The organism is Actinomadura sp. 3N407 (assembly GCF_052245875.1).
Lineage (GTDB): Bacteria > Actinomycetota > Actinomycetes > Streptosporangiales > Streptosporangiaceae > Spirillospora.
The window spans coordinates 184,611-206,299 of record NZ_JBQQBP010000011.1 but is presented as its reverse complement, the minus strand read 5'-3'; the positions used below and the strand labels follow the sequence as shown (position 1 = coordinate 206,299).

The 21,689-nt window shown below is 70.2% G+C and carries 16 protein-coding genes and 1 pseudogene; 14 read left to right on the top strand and 3 right to left on the bottom strand.

What is annotated here, in order from left to right; genetic code table 11:
• Positions 1-7: 7 nt before the first annotated feature.
• Together ACTWPP_RS27080 and ACTWPP_RS27075 are read left to right on the top strand one after the other, a co-directional pair.
• Entirely contained in the window at positions 8-208 is a 201-nt protein-coding gene (locus ACTWPP_RS27080; RefSeq protein WP_443107187.1) for a hypothetical protein, read from the top strand.
• Complete coding sequence (locus ACTWPP_RS27075; protein WP_443107186.1) at positions 205-519, top strand: hypothetical protein; 315 nt, start codon at positions 205-207, stop codon at positions 517-519. The genes ACTWPP_RS27080 and ACTWPP_RS27075 overlap by 4 nt, the downstream gene beginning before the upstream one ends.
• A 210-nt stretch (positions 520-729) precedes the next feature.
• Here ACTWPP_RS27075 and ACTWPP_RS27070 read toward each other — a convergent pair.
• Positions 730-1,358: pseudogene (locus ACTWPP_RS27070) on the bottom strand (DUF7008 domain-containing protein).
• A gap of 1,059 nt (positions 1,359-2,417) precedes the next feature.
• Between ACTWPP_RS27070 and ACTWPP_RS27065 the strand changes: the two are divergent.
• The 10 genes from ACTWPP_RS27065 to ACTWPP_RS27020 all read left to right on the top strand — a co-directional run bounded on the left by ACTWPP_RS27065 (position 2,418) and on the right by ACTWPP_RS27020 (position 17,450).
• Positions 2,418-3,230, top strand: a complete 813-nt coding sequence (locus ACTWPP_RS27065) for a hypothetical protein (RefSeq protein WP_443107185.1) — start codon at positions 2,418-2,420, stop codon at positions 3,228-3,230.
• Between the two features lie 610 nt (positions 3,231-3,840).
• Positions 3,841-5,379 (top strand): TIGR02677 family protein, encoded by a 1,539-nt coding sequence (locus ACTWPP_RS27060; RefSeq protein ID WP_443107184.1) that lies wholly within the window; start codon positions 3,841-3,843, stop codon positions 5,377-5,379.
• Positions 5,376-6,557, top strand: a complete 1,182-nt coding sequence (locus tag ACTWPP_RS27055) for a TIGR02678 family protein (RefSeq protein ID WP_443107183.1) — start codon at positions 5,376-5,378, stop codon at positions 6,555-6,557. The genes ACTWPP_RS27060 and ACTWPP_RS27055 overlap by 4 nt, the downstream gene beginning before the upstream one ends.
• Complete coding sequence (locus tag ACTWPP_RS27050) at positions 6,554-10,603, top strand: TIGR02680 family protein (protein ID WP_443107182.1); 4,050 nt, start codon at positions 6,554-6,556, stop codon at positions 10,601-10,603. The genes ACTWPP_RS27055 and ACTWPP_RS27050 overlap by 4 nt, the downstream gene beginning before the upstream one ends.
• A complete protein-coding gene (locus ACTWPP_RS27045) occupies positions 10,600-11,829 on the top strand; it encodes a TIGR02679 family protein (protein ID WP_443107181.1) in 1,230 nt (409 codons plus the stop codon). The genes ACTWPP_RS27050 and ACTWPP_RS27045 overlap by 4 nt, the downstream gene beginning before the upstream one ends.
• 88 nt (positions 11,830-11,917) lie before the next feature.
• Positions 11,918-13,453: an FAD-dependent oxidoreductase gene (locus ACTWPP_RS27040; RefSeq protein ID WP_443107180.1), complete on the top strand. Its 1,536-nt coding sequence runs from the start codon at positions 11,918-11,920 to the stop codon at positions 13,451-13,453.
• A 145-nt stretch (positions 13,454-13,598) separates the two neighbouring features.
• Positions 13,599-14,852, top strand: a complete 1,254-nt coding sequence (locus ACTWPP_RS27035; protein WP_443107179.1) for an alpha/beta hydrolase-fold protein — start codon at positions 13,599-13,601, stop codon at positions 14,850-14,852.
• 127 nt (positions 14,853-14,979) lie between these two features.
• Positions 14,980-15,963, top strand: coding sequence for a DUF5954 family protein (locus tag ACTWPP_RS27030; protein WP_443107178.1), 984 nt, complete (start codon positions 14,980-14,982; stop codon positions 15,961-15,963).
• Between the two features lie 37 nt (positions 15,964-16,000).
• The gene (locus ACTWPP_RS27025) at positions 16,001-16,552 is read left to right on the top strand and encodes a hypothetical protein (protein ID WP_443107177.1); all 552 of its coding nucleotides are present in this window, start codon (positions 16,001-16,003) and stop codon (positions 16,550-16,552) included.
• 88 nt (positions 16,553-16,640) lie between these two features.
• Complete coding sequence (locus tag ACTWPP_RS27020) at positions 16,641-17,450, top strand: VOC family protein (RefSeq protein WP_443107176.1); 810 nt, start codon at positions 16,641-16,643, stop codon at positions 17,448-17,450.
• An 11-nt stretch (positions 17,451-17,461) separates the two neighbouring features.
• Here ACTWPP_RS27020 and ACTWPP_RS27015 read toward each other — a convergent pair whose 3' ends face one another.
• Positions 17,462-17,992: a hypothetical protein gene (locus tag ACTWPP_RS27015; RefSeq protein ID WP_443107175.1), complete on the bottom strand. Its 531-nt coding sequence runs from the start codon at positions 17,990-17,992 to the stop codon at positions 17,462-17,464.
• Entirely contained in the window at positions 17,974-18,852 is an 879-nt protein-coding gene (locus tag ACTWPP_RS27010; protein ID WP_443107174.1) for a DUF4231 domain-containing protein, read from the bottom strand. The genes ACTWPP_RS27015 and ACTWPP_RS27010 overlap by 19 nt, the downstream gene beginning before the upstream one ends.
• Before the next feature lie 352 nt (positions 18,853-19,204).
• Here ACTWPP_RS27010 and ACTWPP_RS27005 point away from each other — a divergent pair, with 352 nt between their 5' ends.
• Complete coding sequence (locus ACTWPP_RS27005) at positions 19,205-19,384, top strand: hypothetical protein (protein ID WP_443107173.1); 180 nt, start codon at positions 19,205-19,207, stop codon at positions 19,382-19,384.
• Positions 19,385-19,410: 26 nt separating this feature from the next.
• On the top strand, positions 19,411-21,687 hold the full coding sequence (locus ACTWPP_RS27000) for an FxsB family cyclophane-forming radical SAM/SPASM peptide maturase (protein WP_443107172.1): 2,277 nt from the start codon (positions 19,411-19,413) through the stop codon (positions 21,685-21,687).
• The last annotated feature ends 2 nt before the right edge of the window (positions 21,688-21,689 follow it).

The following is a 21,689-nucleotide window of genomic DNA, read 5'->3' as shown; positions in this document are numbered from 1 at the left end:
GCCCCTCATGTCCGATTGGTATGGCGAGCCGTTGGACGATGGATTCGTCGCACGCCGCCAGGCCAACCTGAGCGACTACCAGATGCGCAACGGCTGCCTGGGTGAGGTCCAGGCCCGGGACGAGGGCGAGCTGTGGCTTCTCTGTGACGCCCAAACGCGCCTGTCCGAGCGGATCGCCCTCGCCGAGTCCACGAGGAGGCGGCCGTGAGCGTTTCCGAGCGCGAGTCTCCGGCCGTCGAGTCGTACGTCCGGCTGAAGGCGCTGGGGATGCACCTCAAGGCGCACGGATTCACGACCCACCACGTGGCCGGCGGGCTGGTCGTCCGCAACACGACGTCCACCGCGCGGAGCTGCTGCGGAGTCCAAGGGGTCTCCGGCGACACGATCACCTGCCGACCGCACGAGGACGACGAGGGGCGTTGCTGGTTCTTTACGTCCTGGCAGCAGCCCATCGCCGAGTCTGAGCGCATCACCGACGCCCTGGTGATGATCAAGGGCTACCTGGGAGCCCCCGCTTGAAGACTCCTCACATGGGCGCATGGCAACTCGACCCAGCCGCCTACCTGGCCCAACTGAGGGCGGAGTTCCCGACCTTCGGCATCATCGCCGACCCCGTGCGTCCTATCTGGATGGCGGTCAAGGCGATGACGTGTTCATTCGGGCCACAGACGGCCACGTCCTCCGCCAACGCCTCCTGGAGATCTCAGGCCGATGAGCCCGGCCGTCCGCCTACTTGGCAGCCTTCTTCTTCGCGGCCTTCTTGGGAGGCCGCCACAGGGCAAGCTCCTCCCGAGAGAGTTCGGGATACCGCTCCACTTGCTGCTGAAGGTAGCCCTCGTAGGCGACGGCCGGGCTCAACCCGGTCGTCGGGTCAACCTCGCTGTGCCACTGCTTAACCCACGGCAAGACCTCGTCCAGCCCCGCAAGCAGTGGCATAAGCCGCTCAAGCTCCCACCCATCCCGAGTGGTCCGCTCCTCGACCAACGTGACAAGCGCGTGCGCCTGCTCAGCGTGATCCCAGCCAGCCCACCCAATGAGGAGCGCCTGTCCCCATCCGGGCTCGCCCCCGGGTACGAGATAAATCGCTCCTTGGGGACGTCTAGCTTCCCTCGGTTCCGCCAGTACGAGTTCTTGGCGAAGTCCGCGCTCGTGTACTTGGGCGGGACTTGGATATCGAGCCGCTCGCCGGTCTCGTCCTCCTGGCGCTGCAACCGCCACGTCCCTTCCCACTGCGCTCGCTTGCGCAGCCCAGAGTCTTTGTAGCGCAGAGCCGGGATGAACGGCACATGCTCAGCGTCCAGAATCTCGGCGAGCACGTCGATCAGCTCGATGTCCTCGCCCGCATACAGCCGAGCCACCGACACGATGTCGGCATCATCTTGAAGCCGGTCAGCCAAGCCGCCCGACCGTCAGCGTCTTCGGCTGCTCAACCCCACCTCGTCCGGCGCGAACCACAGGTTCCGAGACTCACACCTATTCGGCAGTCAGTATCATAGCGTGCCCTTTTCCTTCTTCTCCACGGCTCGAACGCCCAATGCCGCTTGTACTCCGGCCGTTCAATGAGTCCGATGGTCCGTGGCTGCTTCTCGATCGTCTCGATTTGCTTCTCCACCCGCCGGTAACCCTCCAGCCGCGCCCGGAAATCTCCAGCATCGGCGTAGATCTGTGGCGCGCAAGCCACTGCGTCTCGAGCTCACCGGCCGCCACCTTCCGCGCCAGCACGATCTCGGCACGGAACGTTGGGGCCTGGGCATGCCAGCGTTCGAAACTGGGTGGAACGCGCCGAGGAAGAAGCGGCGGGGCTGCAGGTCGGGTCAATGATGCGCAGTCCGCGGGGGAGGTTGAGCTCTTCGAAGGCAGGCCTCCCGTGGCTCGGGGCGAAGCCGAACTCGTTGATGGCCTCATCGATCGCGGGCTCGCAGAAGCCCCGGTAGGGGCTGCCGGGAGGCAGGTGTTCCACCCCGCGTCGGTGAAGTCGTGGACGGGGACGGGGACGGGGACGGTCGCGGTGTCTGTCCCCTCGTCCGGCAGAGGGCGGGTGGCGTCGGGAGTCGAGGGTCTTGGCCCCCTCAGCGACGGTGGTCCACCCCACGGGTTGTGGTCGAAGAGGCGGGCGGCGATGCAGAAGCGCAGGAGACCGTGTTCAGCACCCAGACGACGGGCGGATTGGGTGATCTGGACCTCAGCCAAGTCCAGTAGGGCATTGAGGGGCGTGTTGAGATCGCCTGTCTGGCTCCTACCCATCCGATCGGCGAGGAGCCCAACGCAGACCGACTGCTACGCCCTGATCGCCGAGATGACCAGGGCGTAGCTGGCTCGGACGCAGATTTTGTTCTGAAGCTTGCGTGGACATTGTGGGTAGGTGCAAAGATACTTGTGTCCGGCATAGGTGGTAAATCGGGCGAACGGGGCCAAGTGTGACGGTTGCAGTGATCCAGCCTTCCTATGGCAACCCAGCCTCCCGGCGACGGTGGGCCGACACCCTGGGGCGCGAGGTGCCGTTCACCGCGTCCGCGCATGAGCCTTACCTGACCAAAGACCAAAAGCAAGCACTGACGGATCTTCACCCTTCGGGCCTGGCTCGGTTCTGGGGAGCCACCTCCTTCCAGAACAGGAAGATGTCGCGTGTGCATTCTGGTGACGTCGTGTTGTTCACCGGTCAAAATGCGGTTCGCGGAATCGGTGAGGTCGGCTACCTGTTCGACAACGCCGCCTTCGCCGACACACTCTGGAAGCCTGATTCCGGTAAGGACAGCTGGAACAATGTTTACAGTCTGCTGAGCTTTCAGGCCACCGAGATAAGTTATGGAGAGATCTGGACGCTGCCGGGCTTCAATGAGGGTGACAACTTCATGGGCCTTCGTATTCTGCAAGGGGACAAGGCCGAAGTTCTGTTGCAGGGTCTCGGCGTCACCACCTCTGCCAGCATCCAAGAAGACCTCATTCGGGAAGATCAGGTCGTTCAGGCTCTCATCGACCGTACTGTTGTGGTTGAACTTGAAGGAGTTCACACGACCCACACCAGTTATCGGTCATCTGCTCGTGAAATACGTGTCCACCGTGCCGAAGCACTTCTGGTGCGTGAGTACGTCGCAAGCTGGCCGGTTACGACATCCGGCGGCTGCGAACGCCGGTGGGGATCACCGACGTCCATATCACTGGGCCCGGCGGTACAGAAATTGTCGAAGCCAAGAGTGACTTCAGCCACAAATGTGTGCGAGATGCCCTAGGTCAGCTTCTAGACTACGTCCCGCACAGTCCGACGCCGGTGAATAGGCTATCCGGCCTTTTCCCCGCCGAGCCCGGGGACAAGTCCGTGCGGCTCCTTCACCGATATGGAGTGGACTGCCTGTATCGCTCCGCTCCCGGCGCCTTTCAACGTCTTTCCGCGCCAGTCGAAGCTCGCGAACACATGGCTAGGACTTGGACGGCGAACTGACTCGGCTCAGTGGAGGATGAGCGGCTCACGCGGCATTGTGCTTCATCACATCGCTGGGAGCGGGATGCGCCGGGTCTCGGGGGTGGTGAGGCGTCCAGTGCGGAGTCGCAGTCCGCGAGCAGCGCGGCGGCGAGCCGGTTCGCCTCCATCACGCGGCCGTGCACCTGCAGCACCTCGAACACGGTGGTGCGAAGGGCCGTGACGGCAAGGACGCTTGATCCAGCGGTTGCGGCGCTGTCGAGGAGGTGGGCGACGGGGCTGGCCGAGGTCCACTTCCTCCGCGACCGTCGCCTGCGACGACCATGACTCCAGGGCAGAATGCAGTCCTGGAGAACTTCGCCGCGTGGCTGCGTAGGCTCGACCCGTTGCCGTGAGGTCATGCCTGGGAGGAGACACGGGGGATGGCGTTGCCGCGTGTCCCGGAAGGGATGTTCCAGTTCACCACTACCGAGCGGGCCGATCTGCATACGGCGGTCATGTACGCGTTCGGGGAGGCGAACGAGCGGCTGGAGACGTCGCTGACGTTCGACCAGGTCCGGGAGCGGCTGCGGCAGGTCGGGTTCTACGCGCCCGTGGACGACGCCGGGCTGACGCGGGCGCTCGGGCAGCTCGCCGCCTGGGAACTCCTCGATGTCGTGCAGAACCACGCCGGCAGTTACGCGACGGCCGAGGAGTACGAGCGGAAGAACCTTCAGTACTCGCTGACGCGGAAGGGCGAGGCCGCGTTCGCGGGCGTGCAGCATGCGCTGGCCGTGCTCACCACGTCCGGGGCGTTGCAGACTGCCGTGCTCGATGCGATTGGTGATCGGCTTGGGGAATTGGGGGAGTTGCTCAAGGACGATGACCCGGGCGTCAACCGGCGGATATTCACGACGCTGCAAGAGCTGGAAGGGCATCTCGACGCGCTCCGTAACAACACCAAGTCCTTCAATGGTGAGCTGCAACGGCTGATGCGGGCGGAGGGGGCCGACCTCACGACGTTCAACGACGTGAAAGGCGCGACGGTCGCCTACCTGCAGGAGTTCGTCACCAACTTGGACGTGCGCGCCGATGCGATCAGCGCCGCGTTGGACGTGGTGGAGCAGCGCGGTGTGAGCGTCCTGCACAGCCGGGCGCTGGACGGGGCGGAACTGCCGCCGTTGCAGGGCGCAGACCCTGCGGTCGCGTGGCTGGCCGCGCGCAGGGCCAAGTGGGACGGGCTTCTCCTGTGGTTCCGGCCGGAGGAAGGGACGCCGCGCGTCCGGCAACTGCATGACGTGGCGCGCAGGGCGATCGTGTCGCTGCTCCAGGTACTCGACCGGATCACCGAGTCGCGGCGGCGTTCGTCCAGCGCAGCGTCCGACTTCCGGACCCTTGCCCGGTGGTTCGCGAACGCGCCGAGCGAGGACGATGCTCATCGGTTGTGGGGGACGGCTTTCGGGCTGACGTCCGCGCGGCACGCCCACCTTGCTCATGCGGACGCCGAGCCCATCCCCACGGCGGCGACCTGGGTTGAGACGCCGCCCGTGGAGGTGTCGGCGCTGCTGCGCACGAGCGGGCGCACGGAGCGGATGGGACGGACGGCCAGGGTCCGGGACGTGAAGGCCCTGCGCGCCGAGCGGCGGGAGCGTGCCCAGCGTGAGCGGGCGGAACTGGAGGCGGCCTGGCAGTGGCTCGCCACTGACGGGCCGTTGCGGCTGTCCGCGTTCGGGCGGCTCGACCACGACACGTTGAGGCGGCTTCTGGATCTGATCGGCCGTGCCCTCGCGGCACGCCCCGACTCGGACGGGCTGCGGCGGGCGCTCACGTCCGACGGCCGTATCGAGGTGCGGTTGTGGCCACCGCCGGACGGGCGCGTCGCGGAACTGCGCACGGCGAAGGGACGCTTCAGAGGCCCCGACTATCTGGTGGACATCCGCTTCCTCGCCGCCGGACCGAGCCGCAAGGTGTCGGGCGCATGAGCAAGCTGGCGAACCAGCTCGTCCAGGCGGAGAAAGAGGAACTGTCGCGGGCGATCCGGCTGCTGCTGGGCCGGCCGCTGATCTCGCTGCATGCGGATCCCGACGGCTTCGACCTGGTCCGCCGCCGCCACTCGGCCCTCGCGCCGTGGTTCGACTACTTCTGCGGCTGGCGGCTGTTCGTGGAGCCCCGCCTCGGCTACGCCCGGCTGGTCAAGGTGAGGGGCGACGCGGATCCGTCCCGTCCGGCGAGGAGGCGGCGCTCGACGCGTGCGCCGTTCGACCGGCGCCGGTACACGCTGCTGTGCCTGGCCGCCGCCGAGACGCTCGCCGCACCGGTCACCACGATCGGCATGCTCGCGCAGCGGGTCGTGCAGGCGGCCGCCGCCGACGAGGACATCCCCGCCTTCGACCCCGTGCGGGGCGACGAACGGGCCGCGTTCGTGGACGCGCTGAAACTGCTGGAGCACCACGGCGCGGTGACGGCGGTCGACGGCGCGACCGACGCCTACCTCGACAGTGCCGAGGCGAAGGTCCTGTACCGGGTGGATGCGACACGTGTCATCCGGCTGCTGTCCGCACCGGTCGCGCCGTCGAGGCTCCCCGAGACCGACTGGCCGGACCTCGGGGAGTTGACGGTCGAGCGCCGTTACGGCTCCGACGAGTCCACCGAGACGCAGCGGAACCTGTGGGCGAGGCATTCGCTGCTGCGCCGCCTCCTCGACGACCCGGTCGTCTACCGGGAGGACCTCGGCCCGGCCGAACTCGCCTACGCGGCCTCGCCGACCGGACGGCAGATCCTCCGCAGGGCCGCGGAGGAGGCGGGGCTGGAGTTCGAGGAGAGAGCCGAGGGCTACCTGCTCGTGGACACCGACGCCGTGGCCACGGACTCCAAGTTCCCCGACGACGGCAGCCACGCGAAGGTGGCGGCCCTGCTGCTTATGGACCAGCTCGTCAAAGCCGGGCCGCTGCCCTTGGCGGGGCTCGTGGACGAGGCCGGGCGGCTCCTCGCGAGCCGTCCGCGCTGGGCCATGGCCTACCAGTCGGATGGCGGCGCCGGGCGGCTGGCGGACGACGCCGTGGCCGTCCTGTCCGGGTTCGGGTTGGCGAAACTTGAGGACGGCCTCGTCCGGGCGATGCCCGCCGCCCACCGGTACACCGTCAACCGCGAGGAGCCATGACCGTCACCGAACTCGTCCCAGCAGAAGCGCCGGCTCCGCGCTGGCGGCCGACCCGCGCCGGGATCCTCAACGTCTGGCGGTACTACGACGAGGTCTTCGAGTTCCACAAGGGACGGCTGCTCCTGCGCGGACCCAACGGCAGCGGCAAGTCCAAGGTCCTCGAACTGCTGCTGCCGTATCTGCTGGACGCCAGCCTGAAGCCCAGCCGGCTGTCCACGTTCGGCGGCAGCGAACGGACCATGCACTGGAACCTCATGGGCGACGGCCACACCGGCAAGACCCGCGTCGGCTACGTGTGGCTGGAGTTCGCCGACGGCCCTCACTGGTTCACCTGCGGCGCCCGGCTGCAGGCGACCACCAACACCAAGAACGTCACCGTCGCGTACTTCACGACTGAGCAGCGCATCGGCGTCGCTGGCGGCCTCGCCCTGACCGGCGACGGCGGCCAGCCGCTCACCCGCGCTCACCTCGCCGAGGCCATCGGGCAGCACGGGCAGGTCCACGAGTCGGCGGACGCCTACCGCACCGCCGTCCGGCGGACCCTCTACGGCGGCCTGACCGAGCAGCGCTACGACTCGCTCCTCACCGCGCTGCGGCAGCTCCGCACGCCCAAGCTCTCCGAGCGGCTCGACCCCGGCCTGCTGTCGGACCTGCTGTCCAGCGCGCTGCCGCCGCTCGGCGAAGGGGAGATCCACGAAATAGCCGAGGGCTTCGAACGGCTCGACCGGCAGCGCGAGGAGCTGCGGAGGCTGGACGGCCACGTCCAGGAGGCCGGACGTCTGGCCGCCCGGCAGCGCACCTACGCGGAGCGCGTCCTGCGCGCCGCGTCGGCACGTCTCATCTCGGCGACGAGCACGATGGACGGCCTCACCGCCAAGGCCCGGATCGGCAAGGAAGACCACGAAAGGGCGCGCGCCGAGCGCGACACCGCGAAGGGACGGCTGGAGGAGGAAGAGGAAAGGGCACGGACCCTCGGTGCCCACATCGACGGGCTCAAGGAGAGCGACGCTTACCGCAGAGGCCATGAGCTGGCCAATCTGCAGGAGAACGTCCGCCAGGCCGAGAACGCGGCCACGAGGGCGCGGGACGTCGCCGACCGGCACGCCGAGGGCGCGCGGCGCAGGCGCGAGGAGGCCGATCAGGCACGCGCCGACGCGGGCACGCAGCACTCCCTGACCGGTCAGGCCCTCGCGGGCGCGCGGCGTGCGGCGGACCGCGCCGGTCTGGCGGCCGTCCACGAGGAGGCCGCTACGGCGGTCGAGGCGGGAACCGCGGACGGCGTCCAGCGGGCACGCGGGCTGCTACGGGCGGCGGTGGCGAGCCGGGACACGCAGATCGGTGAGTTGCGGACCGCTATCCGGGAACACGGCACGGCGGTGGAGCGGCGCGGCGAAGCGGAGGGCGACCGCGATGAAAGCCGGACGCGGCTCGACGAGGCGGTCGCCGAACGCGACGCCGCCGCCGCTGAGCACGAGCGGCGGCTGGAGGCGCTGGCGGCGGAGATCGAGGCGTGGGCGCGCAACTGCGTGCAGCTCTCGTCCCTGGACGCCGACGCACTGATCGCGGCCGTGGAGGACGAGCGTGAATGCGACGAGCTGGTCCTCGCCGCGCGCATGGCACGAATGGACGAGTTCGCCGCCGAGGAAGCCGTGCTGCGGACCCGGCGGGACGCCCTGGCGGAGCAGGTGGCCGACCGGAAACGGCGACGCGACGACCTCGTCCGGAAGAGGGTGCTCGAACCGGACGCCCCCGACACCCGTCCGGCCGACCGCACCGGCCGTCCCGGCGGGCCGCTGTGGCGGCTCGTCGCGTTCGCCGCCGACGTGGCCCTGGACGTGCAGGCCGGTGTCGAGGCCGCGCTCCAGGCCGCCGGGCTCCTCGACGTCTGGGTCATGCCGGACGGCGGTCTGCTGCGCGACGAGCACGACGCCTTCGCCGCCACGCTGATCGCCCGTCCCGCGCCCGGCGCGAGCCTCGCCGGAGTGCTCACCGCCGAGCCCGCCACCGGGGTCCCGCCGGACGTGCTGCACGCCGTCCTGTCCGGCGTCGCCCTCGCGCGGAACGCCCTGGAGATCGACCATCCCGCCGCCATCGGCATGGACGGGTCCTGGCGCCTCGGCACCGTGACGGGCCGCTGGACCAAACCGGAGCCCGCCTACATCGGGGCCACCGCACAGGAACGCGCCCGGCGGCGGCGTATCGCCGAGCTGGACGAGGAGATCGCCGGCCTGGAGGGCGAGCGGGCCGCGTGCGACGAGGAGGCCGGGCGCGTCGGGGCCGCCAGGAAGGCGCTTGACGCGGAGCTGGGCGACCGCCCGTCGCACCAGCCGCTCAGCGCGGCGGCGGACGCGCTGGACGCCGCGCGCCGCAGGACCGGGCAGCGCGGTGACGAGCTGAAGCGCGACGAGAAGCGGCTGCGCGACCGCGAGGCGGCCGTCTCGGCGGCGTTGCGCGCCCTCACCGCGCTCGGTGCCGAGCATGGTCTTCCGGTGAGTGAACCCGCACTCGACGCCTTGGCGGAAGCCGTCCGGGACGTCCGGGAGAACGGGAACGTGTGGGTCCAGCACTGCGAGGCGCTCCTCTCCGCGGAATCCCGTGCCGCGTCCGCGGAGGGAATCGCCGTGGACTACGAGGCGACCGCGGCCGAGTCCGGGGACCGTGCCCGGGAGGAGGCGGAAACCGCCGTGGAGCTGGCCGCGAAGCTCGCCGCCATCGACGCCTCGATCGGCGCCGAGCACAAGGAGGTCCTTGAGAACCTGCGCGCGGCCAGGGCCGAGGCGGAGCAGTGCAGGGTTCGCGGTGAGTCGCTCCGCGAGGAACTGCTCGAACTGGAGAAACGCATCGGGCGTCTGGAAGAGGCCGTGAGCACGGCCGAACAGGCGCGGGACGAGGCGGTCGCCGGCCGTGACCGGGCCGCGGCACGGTTCCGTCATCTCGTGACGGGCCATCTGCCCGACGACGCCGGGCTCGATGTGAGGCTCGCCGCCGAGGACGGTGTCAAGGCCACGCTCGAATGTGCGCGTTCGGTCGGGGTGTCCCTGGACAAGACGCCGCACGAGCCGAAGAACGTCCGCGAAGCGGAGGGGAGACTCTCCGAGGCGATGCACCACGCCAGGGATGTCCTCGCGGACCAGGCCGACCTCGAACTCGTCCAGGACGACGACGTTCAGGTGCTCACCGCCACGATGAACGGGGTGCGCGTCGGGGCGGCGGAGCTGAGTGCGGCGCTGCGGGCGGAACGCGACCAGCGGCGCCAGGACATCACCGACAAGGAACGCGACCTGTTCGACCGGACGCTCGCCGGAGACACGCGCAGGCATCTCGCCGACCGCATCCGGCAGGCGACGGAACTCGTCGAGGGGATGAACCGGCGGCTCGAACGTGTCCGGACGGCGTCGCAGGTGGCGGTGCGGCTGGTGTGGCAGGTGGATCCGCAGCAGAGCGCCGGGATACGCGCCGCGCGCGACCTGCTGCTGCGCGACCCCACGCGGCTGAACGAGCAGGACCGGGAGGCCCTGTACCGGTTCTTCCGCGACCGCGTGGAGGAGGCGCGGGCTGCGAACACGGCGGCGAGCTGGGAGGAGCAGCTCATGGAGGTGCTGGACTACACGGCCTGGCACCGCTTCACCGTCCGGCTCGAACGCGGCGACGGGAAAGGCTGGCAGGACCTCACCCGCAAGCTCCACGGCGCCCTGTCGGGGGGTGAGAAGGCCATCGCGCTGCACCTTCCGCTGTTCGCGGCCGTCGCGGCGCATTACCAGACCGACTCCGGCTGCCCCCGGTTCATCCTGCTGGACGAGGTGTTCGTCGGCGTGGACACCGCCAACCGCGGTCAGGTCTTCGACCTGCTCGTAAATCTCGAGCTCGATCTGGTGCTGACGTCCGATCACGAATGGTGCGACTACCGGGAACTCGACGGCATCGCCATCCACCAGCTCATCACCGGCGACGGCGACGACGCCGTGACGACCGCGCGGTTCGTCTGGGACGGGCACCGCACCGAAGCCGCGGACCCCGCAACCGTGGATGGGGATGCCCTCGTATGAGCGTTCCCGATCGCCTCCGCGACAACGACCTGAAACCGCTGTGGAGCGAACTGCATCGGCGCTTCTCCACTGGCGTCCAGGTCAGCCGCGTCACGGTCAAGGACCTGGACGACGCCCAGCGCGCCGCCCTGGCCGACCTGCTCGGCATGGACCGTTACCCCCCGTCCACGGTCTCCCTCGCCGTGGCACGCCTCGACGCCGTCCTCCTGGAACTCACCGGATCAGACGCCAGGACGGTCACCGAGGAGATACGCGGGACGATCGGCGACCGGGCGGGCGACAGAAGGGAACGGGAGCGCGAGCGGGCCGCCCTCTGGGAATGGTTCGAACGGCATCCCGTCGTGACCGCCGAACCGGCGTTGCTCGGATGGGTCGCGGACGTCCGCCGCCAGGGGCTCGTCGCGGCGTCGGTCCCGTCCACGCGTGCGCTGCTCGAACAGGCGCTCAAGGTGCTGGCGGCGCTGCCCGCCGACGGCGTTCCGCTCGCCTCCTTCGCCACCGGCGTGCTGGGCGATTCGCATGCGCTGGACGATGGCGGGCGGCTTTCCGGGCTGGTTCTGCGCGCCCAGGCGTTCCTCCAAGGGGCCGAACCGCCGGGGGACGCGCAGGAGCGCAGGGCGTTGTGGGAACTCGCGGGCGTCGAGTGCGACGCGCTGTCCACGTCCGTGCTGGTCGCGGGTTTGAGGCCGGCGGGCGCGAGCGTCCTCGCGCAGGCTCTCCGGATGTGGGCGGGCGCGGGGCAGGCGGCCGTGGTGACCCTTCAGCAGTTGCTCGACTCGCCCGATCTCCGTCTGGACGTGCCAGAGGTGTGGGTGACCGAGAATCCCACCGTGCTGGCTCTGGCCGTGCGGCGGTTCGGTGACCGCTGCCCTCCGCTGGTGTGCTCGTCGGGCTGGCCGAACAGCGCCGTCATCCGGTTGCTGCGCACGCTCGGCGGTTCCGGGGCGACACTCCGGTACCACGGCGACTTCGACGGCGAGGGCCTGAGGATCGCCGCCTACGTCATGGCCAAGACCGGTGCCCGTCCGTGGCGCATGTCGTCCGGGGACTATCTCGCGGCACTGGACGCGGCGCCGGGGCCGCATCCGCCGCCGGGACGGGTGACCGAGGCGCCTTGGGATGACGGTCTGGCGCAGGCGCTGGGTGTTCGTGACGCCGCGGTCCTGGAGGAGGCCGTGGCCGTTTCGCTGCTCGCCGACATGGAACCGACCTCTCCAAGGGGTTAACTGTGTGTCACTGACCGATTGCTAAGCGGGGTGGATGGGCAAGGACCTTCGCGTTGGTGCTCCGAGGCGCGCGGAGGCGATGCTCCCCATGAGCGAGATCTCGATGGTCGTCCGTCCCGGCGACAAGCGGTACCCGGCGCTCAGCCGGGGGTTCAACCAGCGGTGGATCGCCGAGCCGGAGTATGTGCGGCTGGTGCGGACGCCCGAGGAGGTGCGGGCGGCGCTCGCCGAGGCGGTGAGCGAGATCCCGGAGAACCCGGAACGGGCACGGATCACCGTGAAGGCCGGCGGACACTGCTACGAGGACTTCGTCTGCGGCGACGACGTGCGGGTGATCCTGGACGTGAGCCCGATGTGCGGGGTGTCGTACGACGGCGGGATGCAGGCGTACTGCGTGGAGGCCGGGGCGACCAACTGGCACGTCTACAGCCACCTGTATCCGGTCAGCGGGAAGGCGCTGCCGGGCGGGTCGTGCTATTCGGTGGGGCTCGGCGGGCACATTCCGGCGGGCGGGTTCGGGCTGCTGTCCCGCCAGCACGGGCTGACCGTCGACTACCTCTACGCGGTGGAGGTGGCGGTGGTGAACGCCGATAAGACGGTCAAGCTCGTCGTGGCCAAACGCGACGACGAGAACGAGCGGCTGCGCGAGCTGCTGTGGGCGCACACCGGGGGCGGCGGCGGGAACTTCGGTGTCGTGACCCGGTTCTGGTTCCGGGGGTTGCCCGAGCCGCCGAAGCAGGTGCTGCTGACCGCGCTCGCCTGGGATTGGAAGGACTTCACCAAGGACGAGTTCACCGCGCTCGTCACCGCGTACGGGACGTACTTCCACGCCCAACAGGACGCGTCCACGGCGGCCGGCAAGCTGTTCGCGCTGCTCAAGCTCAACCACGTCAGCAACGGCCAGATCGGGCTGCTGGCGCAGGTGGACGTGGACGACCCGGACGGGCCGCAGGCGATGACCGACTTCATCGAGGCCGTCGATGGCCGGATCGGGCCGTCGGCGACGAAGATGAGGTCGGTGATGGGCGAACATTTCGTCCACCTGGACACTCCCCGGGTGATGCCGTGGCTGACGGCGGCACAGGCGCTGAACGCCAGCGGGGAGAACCGCTGCGGAAAATACAAGTCCGCTTATCTGCGGAAGCCGTTCACGGAACGGCAGATGAACGCGATGTGGGCTTACCTCGGCAACGAAAAGTACACCGACTACGTGAACAAGCAGGCGCTCATCCAGGTCGACTCGTACGGCAGCGCCATCAACAGCCCCCTGCACCAGACGGCGGTGCGCCAGCGCGATTCCGTCCTGAAACTGCAGTACCAGGTCTACTGGACGAGGCAGGACGCCTACGAGGACACGCACATCGCGTGGATCCGCGACACCTACAGGGCGACGTTCGCAGAGACGGGCGGCGTGCCCGTGGCGGGCGGCGACGTCACGGACGGCTGCTACATCGGGTATCCGGACACCGACCTGAACGACGAGCGGTGGAACGAGTCCGGTCAGTCGTGGGAGATGCTCTACTACAAGGACGCCTACGCGAAACTGCAGGAGATCAAGCGGTACTGGGATCCGCTGAACGTGTTCCGGCATGCCCAGTCCATCCGTCCCGGGCCGGATTTGTGACCGGAACCACGTGACGCAGCGTCACGGATCATCTCGCCTTTATTGCATTCACTGACAATACTTGCGGGTGTGACTGCGGGGACAGTAGTTTCGACGTTCGAGTGGAGCGTCGGGCCCGGGACGGCCTGAGCCGGCTGGGGAGTCCATGAAGAAGCGTACCGACAGGAAGATCGCCATCGCCGGAACGGCGGCGGCGGCCGTGCTGCTGCCCGCCGTCATGGTCGGCCTCGCGCAGGCCGGCGTCGGCGTGCCGAAGGGGCTGTCGGAGGCCGGCGGCAACTCCGAACCGGTGCCCTCGTTCGGCCCCGCGACGCAGCCGTCGGCGCCCGGGACGCCCGTGTCCCCGTCGAAGTCGCCGAAGACGTCGAAGCTGCCCAACGTGCCGCTGAACACCAACCCGTTCACGACGGGCGGCGGCTCGCCCGGTCCGGGCGACCCCGACACCAACGCCGCCAACCGCGGCAAGAAGCCGAAGCTGCCCGCCGGCTCCGGTTCCGGCGGGTACGCCAAGGCTCCCGACGGCGCCACCGTCACCGGTGTCAAGAAGCTCAGCTCGCGGATGTTCGACGTGACGATCGCGTCCCCGGCGCTCGGCGCCGAGGTGAAGACCCGCGTGATGGTCCCGGAGGGCTGGAAGTCCAAGACCACCAAGACGTGGCCTGTCGTGTACGCCTACCACGGCGGCAACAACAACTACACGTCCTGGACGAAGGACTCCAACATCGAGCAGATCATCGGCCCGTACAACGCGATGGTCGTCATGCCCGAGGGCGGCTGGAACGGCTCGTACACCAACTGGTACAACGGCGGCAAGGGCGGCATCCCCGAATGGGAGACCTTCCACATCCGCGAGGTCATCCCGCTGATGGAACGCAACTTCCACGCCGGGTCGGTGCGCGCCGCGATCGGCCTGTCGTCCGGCGGCCAGGGCGCCATCACCTACGCCGAGCGCCACGCCGGGACGTTCAAGTACGCCGCGTCCTACAGCGGCGCGCTCAACATCACCGCCCCCGGCATGCCGATCATCCTGACGTCCATGAACCGGGACGCGGGCACCGCGATCTGGGGTGACCCGATCACCGCGCGGGGGAACTGGCGCAAGCACGACGCGACCGTCATGGTGTCCAGGCTCAAGGGCACCGGCGTCTACGTCTCGTCGGGCAACGGGACGCCCGGCCCCTACGACCCCCCGAACACGCCGCCGCACGACGCGGGCCGCATCGGCGAGCAGCTCTCCGGCACGATGACCGAGAACTTCGTCGCGGCCGCCAAGAGGGCGGGCATTCCCGTGACCTCCCACCTGTACGGGCCCGGGATGCACAACTGGAAGTACTGGAGGCGCGAGCTGGCGCGCAGCTGGCCCGCCATCGCCGCCTCCATCGGCGCCCGCAAGTCCTGACGCCGCCGGAGCGGGCGCGCCGGGGCCTGCGCGCCCGGCCCCGGGACGTCCTCCCGGGACGTCCGGTCCCGGGGCGGAATCGCCGAATCGCGAGCGGCGACCCGCCGTCCCCTGTGACGATGGGGGCATGACGGGAAGTGATGGTGCGGCTCTCGCCGGTGACCTCCCCCTATCCCTGTCGGCCGCGGCCTGCTCGCCGCGACTCGGCGAAGCACGGGCGCGGCAGACCCACCCCGCCGTCCTCTGGTACGGCCCGACGTACGGGGTGATGGAACGGGTCGCCGAGGGCTGGATGATGTCGGGGATGGAGCGGATGACCCCGCAGGACGCCCGCGACTCCCTCGGCTGGTGGTTCCGCAACATGGCCCGGACGAGCGCGACCCCCGAGGCGGACCGCGAGGCGTACTGGGAGGGGGCGGTGCGTCTGGAACGCGAGCGCCGCAACGAGCTGACCGTCGCCGGGCGCGTGTTCCGCGTCGTCCGCGCCGACCGGTTCTGCCGGTTCGGGCTGGACGGCCCGGAGCCACCGCGTCCCACCGACCCCGACGACCTTCCCGAACCCCGCACGCGGCGCGACCCCGACCGGTTCGACCACGGCCTCCTCCCCCCGGCGCGGCGGCCGGGCTGCCCGGAACTGCTGGGGGAGCGGTGGGAGCACGTCCCCGAAGGGCCCGGCGTCCCGCCCGAGGTGACCCGCGACGCCCGCCGCGCCCTGGAGACCCATCCCGGGGTCGCCCGGCTCGCAACCCGGTTCGCCGCCGCCGAGCGGGAGAACGGGGCGTGGCCGCCGCACGGCCCCTTTCTGCACAGTCCCGCCCACGTCCGCGACCACCTCGCCGCGTACTTCGACACGATCGTGCCGATGATGCTGCGGCCGTCCCCGGCCGTCCTCGCCGAGTACCGGGCGGCCGCCGGCCTGCTGCGGGACGGGACGCGGCGCGACGAGGTGACGGTCCTCGGACGCCGTTTCCGCATCGTCCGCGTCGAGTACGTCGTCCGCGTCGGGCCGGACGGCCCCGAAACCCCCCGGCCGTCCGACTACGACCCCGAGGATCCCGTCACCGGTGAGACGGAGGACCTGCACTGGACGGACCTCATCGACGACGACTGACGGCCCGCCGGCGGCCCGGCCGGTAGCGTGGCCGGTGATGAAGGGATTCGCGCGGCGGGAGTTCCAGCTCGTGCTGCTCCGCCGGATGGCCGACTACCAGCCGGGCCTCGTCGAGGACGCGATGCGCGAACTGGGCGCCTCCCGCACCGAGATGCGAGAGGTCAACGCCCGCTGGCAGCGCATCCTGCGGTCCCGGACGTTCCCGCGCGGGCTGCGCCGCTACGAGGCCGTTCTCGGCCCGCCCGCCTCCGTCGCGCAACGGCGGCTCGGCGACGTCGCCTGCGATGTCGCGCGGTGGCCGCCGCTGACCCTGTGGCCCGGCCTGCGCTTCGAGATCATGATGGCGCCGGACGGGTCGGTCATGCACGAATGGCTCGTCCGCGACGGCGTCCCCGCACCTCGGCTGGAGACCGTCGACGACCTCGTCCCGTGGTCGTGCGTGGTCGGCGACGTCGACGAGTGCTTCGGGACGGTGGCTCACCAGGACGGTGACGTGCCGAGCCGATGGCACGCGACCATCACGACATCCGGCGACACGTACGTGGCCCACTTCGTCTGGGGACTGCTGCAGACCGTTGTCGGCATCTGAATCATTGAGATGGGCTTGGCGGTTTCCGACACCGGAGATTGCGCACGCGTTCCTAGCGTGAGGGCATGCGACCTTCGAGGGGACTGCCATGCCCGAGATGACCGAATTCCCTCCAGGTTTCGCGTCGTGGGTCGAGCTGGCCAGCCCGAACCTGGAGGCGTCCAAGCACTTCTACTGCGAGCTGTTCGGCTGGTACACGTACACGCTGACCGCCAAGGGGATGGGGGAGTACGAGGTCTTCACCCTCGGCGACATCCAGGGACCGGAGATCGGCGGGATGTACGAGCTCGCCGACGACTCGCAACGCGCGTCCTGGACGATCTACTTCCGCACCGACGACCTCCCGGCCACGCTCGACGCCGTCCGCGCCGCCGGCGGCCGGGAACTCGTCGAACCCATGGACATCGCCGACCTCGGCCGTATGGCCCAGTGCTCCGACTCCCAGGGCGCCTACTTCGCCCTCTGGGTGGCCTACAACCTCAAAGGCGCCGGCGTCGTCGACGAGCCGTCCGCGATGTGCTGGGTGGAACTGGCCTGCCCCGACATCCACGAGGCCCGCCGCTTCTACGGGGACGTGTTCGGCTGGAAGGCCGTCGACCGCTCCTACTACTCGCCCGCGTACACCAACTGGAAGATCGGCGACTGGTCCGTGGCGGGCATGGTCCCTCTGGAGGAGTGGTGGCCGCCCGGTTTCCCGTCCCACTGGATCCCCTACTTCTGGGTCGCCGACTGCGACGCCGCCGCCGCGCGGGCCACCGATCTCGGGGGGCTGGTCCACGTCCCGCCGACCGACATCCAGCCCGGCCGCTTCTCGGTCATGACCGATCCCGCCGGCGCCCGCCTGGCCGTCATCACCCCGGCGGTCGCCGACCTGGACTCGGTCAAGAAGCGTCCCTGACCGGCGCGGGCTCAGCTCTCCGGACGCGGCGTTCCGGTGCGCCGGGCGCCCTCGGGCCATATGACGTGCACGGCCAGGCCCGCACCGCGGGCGTACTCGACGACCTCGGCGGTCCCGCCGGGTCCCCGCGCCGGGGCGCCGTCCCAGACGGCGATGAGATGGTCGGCGCGGTCGAGCATCGTCAGCCCGGCGTCGCGGTAGGGGCCGGGGCCGGGCAGGCGATGCGTCAGCGCACGGACCCGCGAGGCACGCGCCTTCAGCTCCTCGAAGCCGCCCCGGGCCGTGCCGCCGAGCGCCGCGGCGTAGCCGGTGGCGGGAATGATGACCTCCAGGCGGCCGCCCAGGTCGAGGACGGCGCGCGCGAAGATCTGGTCGGCGCCTGCGGCCAGGCACGACACGCCCACGATGTCGCGTGTGCGCTGCGCGCGAAGCCGCGCGCGGATCGCGGCGTCCACCAGGGCGGTGGTCGGCCCGTCGAGGTCCCGGTGCCCGGTGACGGCGATGCGCAGGTGCGTCCGCCGGTTCATACGTGGGACGCCCACCAGAGGGTGTGCTCCCGCGAGATGGCCTCCTCGACCTCGTCGACGAAGTGCGCCCATTCCGGCTCCGATTCCGGCCACTCGACGCGCGAGGCGATCTCGGCGAGTTCCTGCGCCGCGATGCCGTACGCGGTGGCGAGCTGCTGATGCTGCCGGGTCTGTACCCAGGCGAGGCCGCCGGCGGCGACGGCCCCCACGATCCCCGGCAGGTCGAGGCCGAGCATGCCCACCGCGTTGAGGACGGCCGCGACGAGGCCGAACGCCTCCAGGGAGGCCAGGAACACCGACCAGCGCGCGACGCTGTGCCCGTGCTCGGCCGAGCGACGGCTGTACCAGCGGTACTGGTCCTCGATCCGCCCGGCCCGGTACGCGCGCCGGCGCGCGTCCAGGTCGCGGGCCCGCAGTTCCCGCATCTCGTCGGTGACCTGGAGCCCGCCGGCGTCGTGGTCGACGACCAGCCGGCGCAGGTTGCCGCGGATCACCGAGAAGCGGTGCAGCAGCAGCGACTCGGCGGTGCGGTCGTCCACGTCGTCCGCGCCGAACGGCTGGCCGGCCACCGCGAACCGCCAGGCCAGGGTCTTGGCGGACTCCGCCGCGGCCCTCGACTCGTACCACTGCCGGTCGGGCCGCTCGGTCAGCAGGTAGACCTCGACGACCAGTCCCACGCCGAGTCCGGCGGCCGCCACCAGGGCCGCCGCGTCGATCCGGCTCACCTCGAAGGTGAGCGTCCCCAGCACGGCGGCGGTGAGCAGCGCGATGAGCCGGAGCGCGGTCGCGACGAGCAGCCGGTGCTGCCCGGTCGCCGCGCTCGTATCCGCTGCCCGAAAAAGGGCTGGATAGTGCGATTCGGCAAGTGCCTCCACACTTTGAGTGGAATGTCAGTGCTTGTCCGCGTCAAGGTTGTGTGCAGAAGTCCACACATCTCAGATGTCCGGATTCGGTCACCGGATCGATGAACCCGGCGGGAAGTCCCTGCACCGGAACAGGCGCTTTTCGATTCCAGGGCGAACGCCGGGATTCGAGGCGGTAACGGTCAGGGCCAAAAGAAGACAACGGAAGTGAGTTGTGGCACGCTACCGGGCACGGCGTGTTTCCGGTCTGCACAAAAGTTCGATCGTGCCGTACTAAAGGGCCGCCGGAGCGCCGGCCCGCGCGGTACGTGCTTTTGTGGACGGGCATACAGTCGTGACGTACTGTGACAACGGATGGACGATCATGATCACTCTTGAAGACGCGGGCGCGCCGGAACTCACCGACCTGCGGGCGCTGAAGCCCGAGGAACTGGCCTTTGAGCCCGAGGCCGCCGACCTCGTGGCGAGACTCACCCGGACTGGCGAGATGGACGGGGACGGGTCCGAGGCCGTCCGGGTCGCGGCGTTCAACTCCTTCATCTGACGTCACATTACGAACATTGCGAAGTCATGCCTCCGTCACCGCTGTTCCGGCAATTCGTGCTCAAGGTGCACAGCAGATGTGACCTCGCCTGTGACCATTGCTATGTATTCGAGCACGCCGACCAGAGCTGGCGGAGGCGTCCGGCCGAGATGGCCGTGGGCACCATGCGGCGCGCGGCCGAACGCATCGCCGGCCATGCGCGCGCCCACGGCCTGACGGAGGTCTGCCTCGTCCTGCACGGCGGGGAGCCGCTGCTGGCCGGGCCGGACCACCTCCGCGCCCTCATCACCGCCCTGCGCTCCCCGCTCCGCGACGTCTGCGACATCGACCTGCGGCTGCACACGAACGGCGTCCTGCTCGACCGGCGGTTCTGCGACATGTTCCGCGAGCAGGGCGTCAAGGTCGGCATCTCGCTCGACGGGGACAGGGCGGCCAATGACCGGCATCGCCTGTACCGCGACGGGCGCAGCAGCTACGACAAGGTCGTCCGGGCCATCGACCTGCTCCGCCGCGAGTATCCCGACCTCTACTCGGGGCTGCTCTGCACCATCGACGCCGCCAACGACCCGATCGCGGTCTACGAGGCGCTCGTGGCGCACGGACCGCCCGCGATCGACTTCCTCTGGCCGCACCACACGTGGGACCGTCCGCCGCCGCGCCCGTCCGCCTCCGCCCCCGGCACCGACTACGCCGACTGGCTGAACGTGATCGCCGACCGGTGGCTGGGCGACGGCCGGCCGGTGCCGGTGCGGATGTTCGACTCGATCATCAGCACGTCGCGGGGCGGCCCCAGCTTCACCGAGTCCCTCGGGCTGGAGGCCAGCGACCTGCTGGTCGTGGAGGCCGACGGCGGCTACGAGCAGGCCGACTCGCTGAAGACGGCGTTCGACGGCGCCCCGGACACGGGGATGGACGTGTTCCGGCACTCGATCGACGACGTCGGGCGGCACACCGGCATCGGGGCACGGCAGGGCGGGCTGGCGTCCCTGTGCGGCACCTGCCGGGCATGCCCGGTCGTCGCCACCTGCGGCGGCGGGCTGTTCGCCCACCGGTACAGCGGCGACGGCACCGGCTTCGACAACCCCAGCGTCTTCTGCGGAGATCTCCGCGCGCTGATCGACCACGTCCAGGAGCGGACCACCCCGCCGCATGTGCTGCCGCCCGCCGTGGTGCGGTCGGTGGCGACGGGGCACGGTGACCGCGCCGCGATCGCGCGGCTCGGGACCGCCCAGGCGATCGGCCGCCGGTCCCTGATCGCCGCGGCCGGCGCCGCCGCCGAACCGTCGGAGGCGTGGGAGGCGATCAAGCGGATCGGGGCCGCGGACCCCGACGCCTACGACTGGGCGCTGTCGCATCCCTACCTGCGGGCCTGGGCCGCGGAACGGCTCCGCGCACGGAACGCGCCGGGCGGCGCGGGGCGTGACGACGGGTTGCTGGCGACCGTCGCGTGCCTGGCGGCCGCGCGGGCGGCCGAGAACGTCACCCTGACCGTTCCGGTCCGCGACGGCGGCGTCTACGTCCCGGGGATCGGGCTGCACGAGGTGCCGGGCCGGCGGGAGACCACCGTCCGCGTCGACGCCGGGAGGCTGGAGGTGGACGGCGCCGGGAGGTTCGAGGCGGTCCGGCACCTGACCGCCGGCACGTTCACCGTCGCGCTCGACGACCTCGATCCGCTCCGCGGCTGCCACGACCATCCCGCGGCGGCACGGCTCGGCGCCGGGAAGTTCGCGCGGTGGCAGGCCTTCTTCGAGGAGGCGTGGACGCTGCTGGAGAAGGAGTACGCGGAGTACGCGCCCGCGATCGCGGAGGCGCTGACGACGATCGTCCCGCTCGATCCGCCTGCCTCCGGCGCCAGCGTCAGCTCGGCGGCGCGGGACGCCTACGGGTCGGTCGGGATCGCGCTGCCCGAGAGCCCGGCGATGCTGTGCCTGCTGATCCTGCACGAGTTCCAGCACGTGAAGCTCGGCGCGGTCCTCGACTTCGCCGACCTCTACGACAAGGCCGACGACCGGCTGTACCACGCGCCGTGGCGCCGGGATCCGCGTCCCCTGGAGGGGCTTCTGCAGGGCACGTACGCGCACGTCGCCGTCGCCGACTTCTGGCGCCGGCGGACGCGGTCGGCGGAGCCGGGCGTCGCGGCCGAGGCCGCCCGCCACTTCGGCGACTGGTATCCGAAGACCCTGGCGGCGACCGGCACGCTCCAGGAGTCGGGGTCCCTGACCGGCCTGGGTGAGCAGTTCGTCGCGGAGATGCGCCGGACACTGGAGTCGTGGGACGTCCCGGAACTGCGGCCGATTCGGTAAAA

Excerpts from the sequence above, each read along its gene's own strand:
- ACTWPP_RS27060 (WP_443107184.1), top strand. The coding sequence starts at position 3,841 with ATGGCGTTGCCGCGTGTCCCGGAAGGGATGTTCCAGTTCACCACTACC.
- ACTWPP_RS27055 (WP_443107183.1), top strand. The coding sequence starts at position 5,376 with ATGAGCAAGCTGGCGAACCAGCTCGTCCAGGCGGAGAAAGAGGAACTG.
- ACTWPP_RS27035 (WP_443107179.1), top strand. The coding sequence starts at position 13,599 with ATGAAGAAGCGTACCGACAGGAAGATCGCCATCGCCGGAACGGCGGCG.
- ACTWPP_RS27005 (WP_443107173.1), top strand. The coding sequence starts at position 19,205 with ATGATCACTCTTGAAGACGCGGGCGCGCCGGAACTCACCGACCTGCGG.
- ACTWPP_RS27020 (WP_443107176.1), top strand. The coding sequence starts at position 16,641 with ATGCCCGAGATGACCGAATTCCCTCCAGGTTTCGCGTCGTGGGTCGAG.
- ACTWPP_RS27080 (WP_443107187.1), top strand. The coding sequence starts at position 8 with ATGTCCGATTGGTATGGCGAGCCGTTGGACGATGGATTCGTCGCACGC.
- ACTWPP_RS27030 (WP_443107178.1), top strand. The coding sequence starts at position 14,980 with ATGACGGGAAGTGATGGTGCGGCTCTCGCCGGTGACCTCCCCCTATCC.
- ACTWPP_RS27040 (WP_443107180.1), top strand. The coding sequence starts at position 11,918 with ATGAGCGAGATCTCGATGGTCGTCCGTCCCGGCGACAAGCGGTACCCG.
- ACTWPP_RS27025 (WP_443107177.1), top strand. The coding sequence starts at position 16,001 with ATGAAGGGATTCGCGCGGCGGGAGTTCCAGCTCGTGCTGCTCCGCCGG.
- ACTWPP_RS27000 (WP_443107172.1), top strand. The coding sequence starts at position 19,411 with ATGCCTCCGTCACCGCTGTTCCGGCAATTCGTGCTCAAGGTGCACAGC.
- ACTWPP_RS27045 (WP_443107181.1), top strand. The coding sequence starts at position 10,600 with ATGAGCGTTCCCGATCGCCTCCGCGACAACGACCTGAAACCGCTGTGG.
- ACTWPP_RS27050 (WP_443107182.1), top strand. The coding sequence starts at position 6,554 with ATGACCGTCACCGAACTCGTCCCAGCAGAAGCGCCGGCTCCGCGCTGG.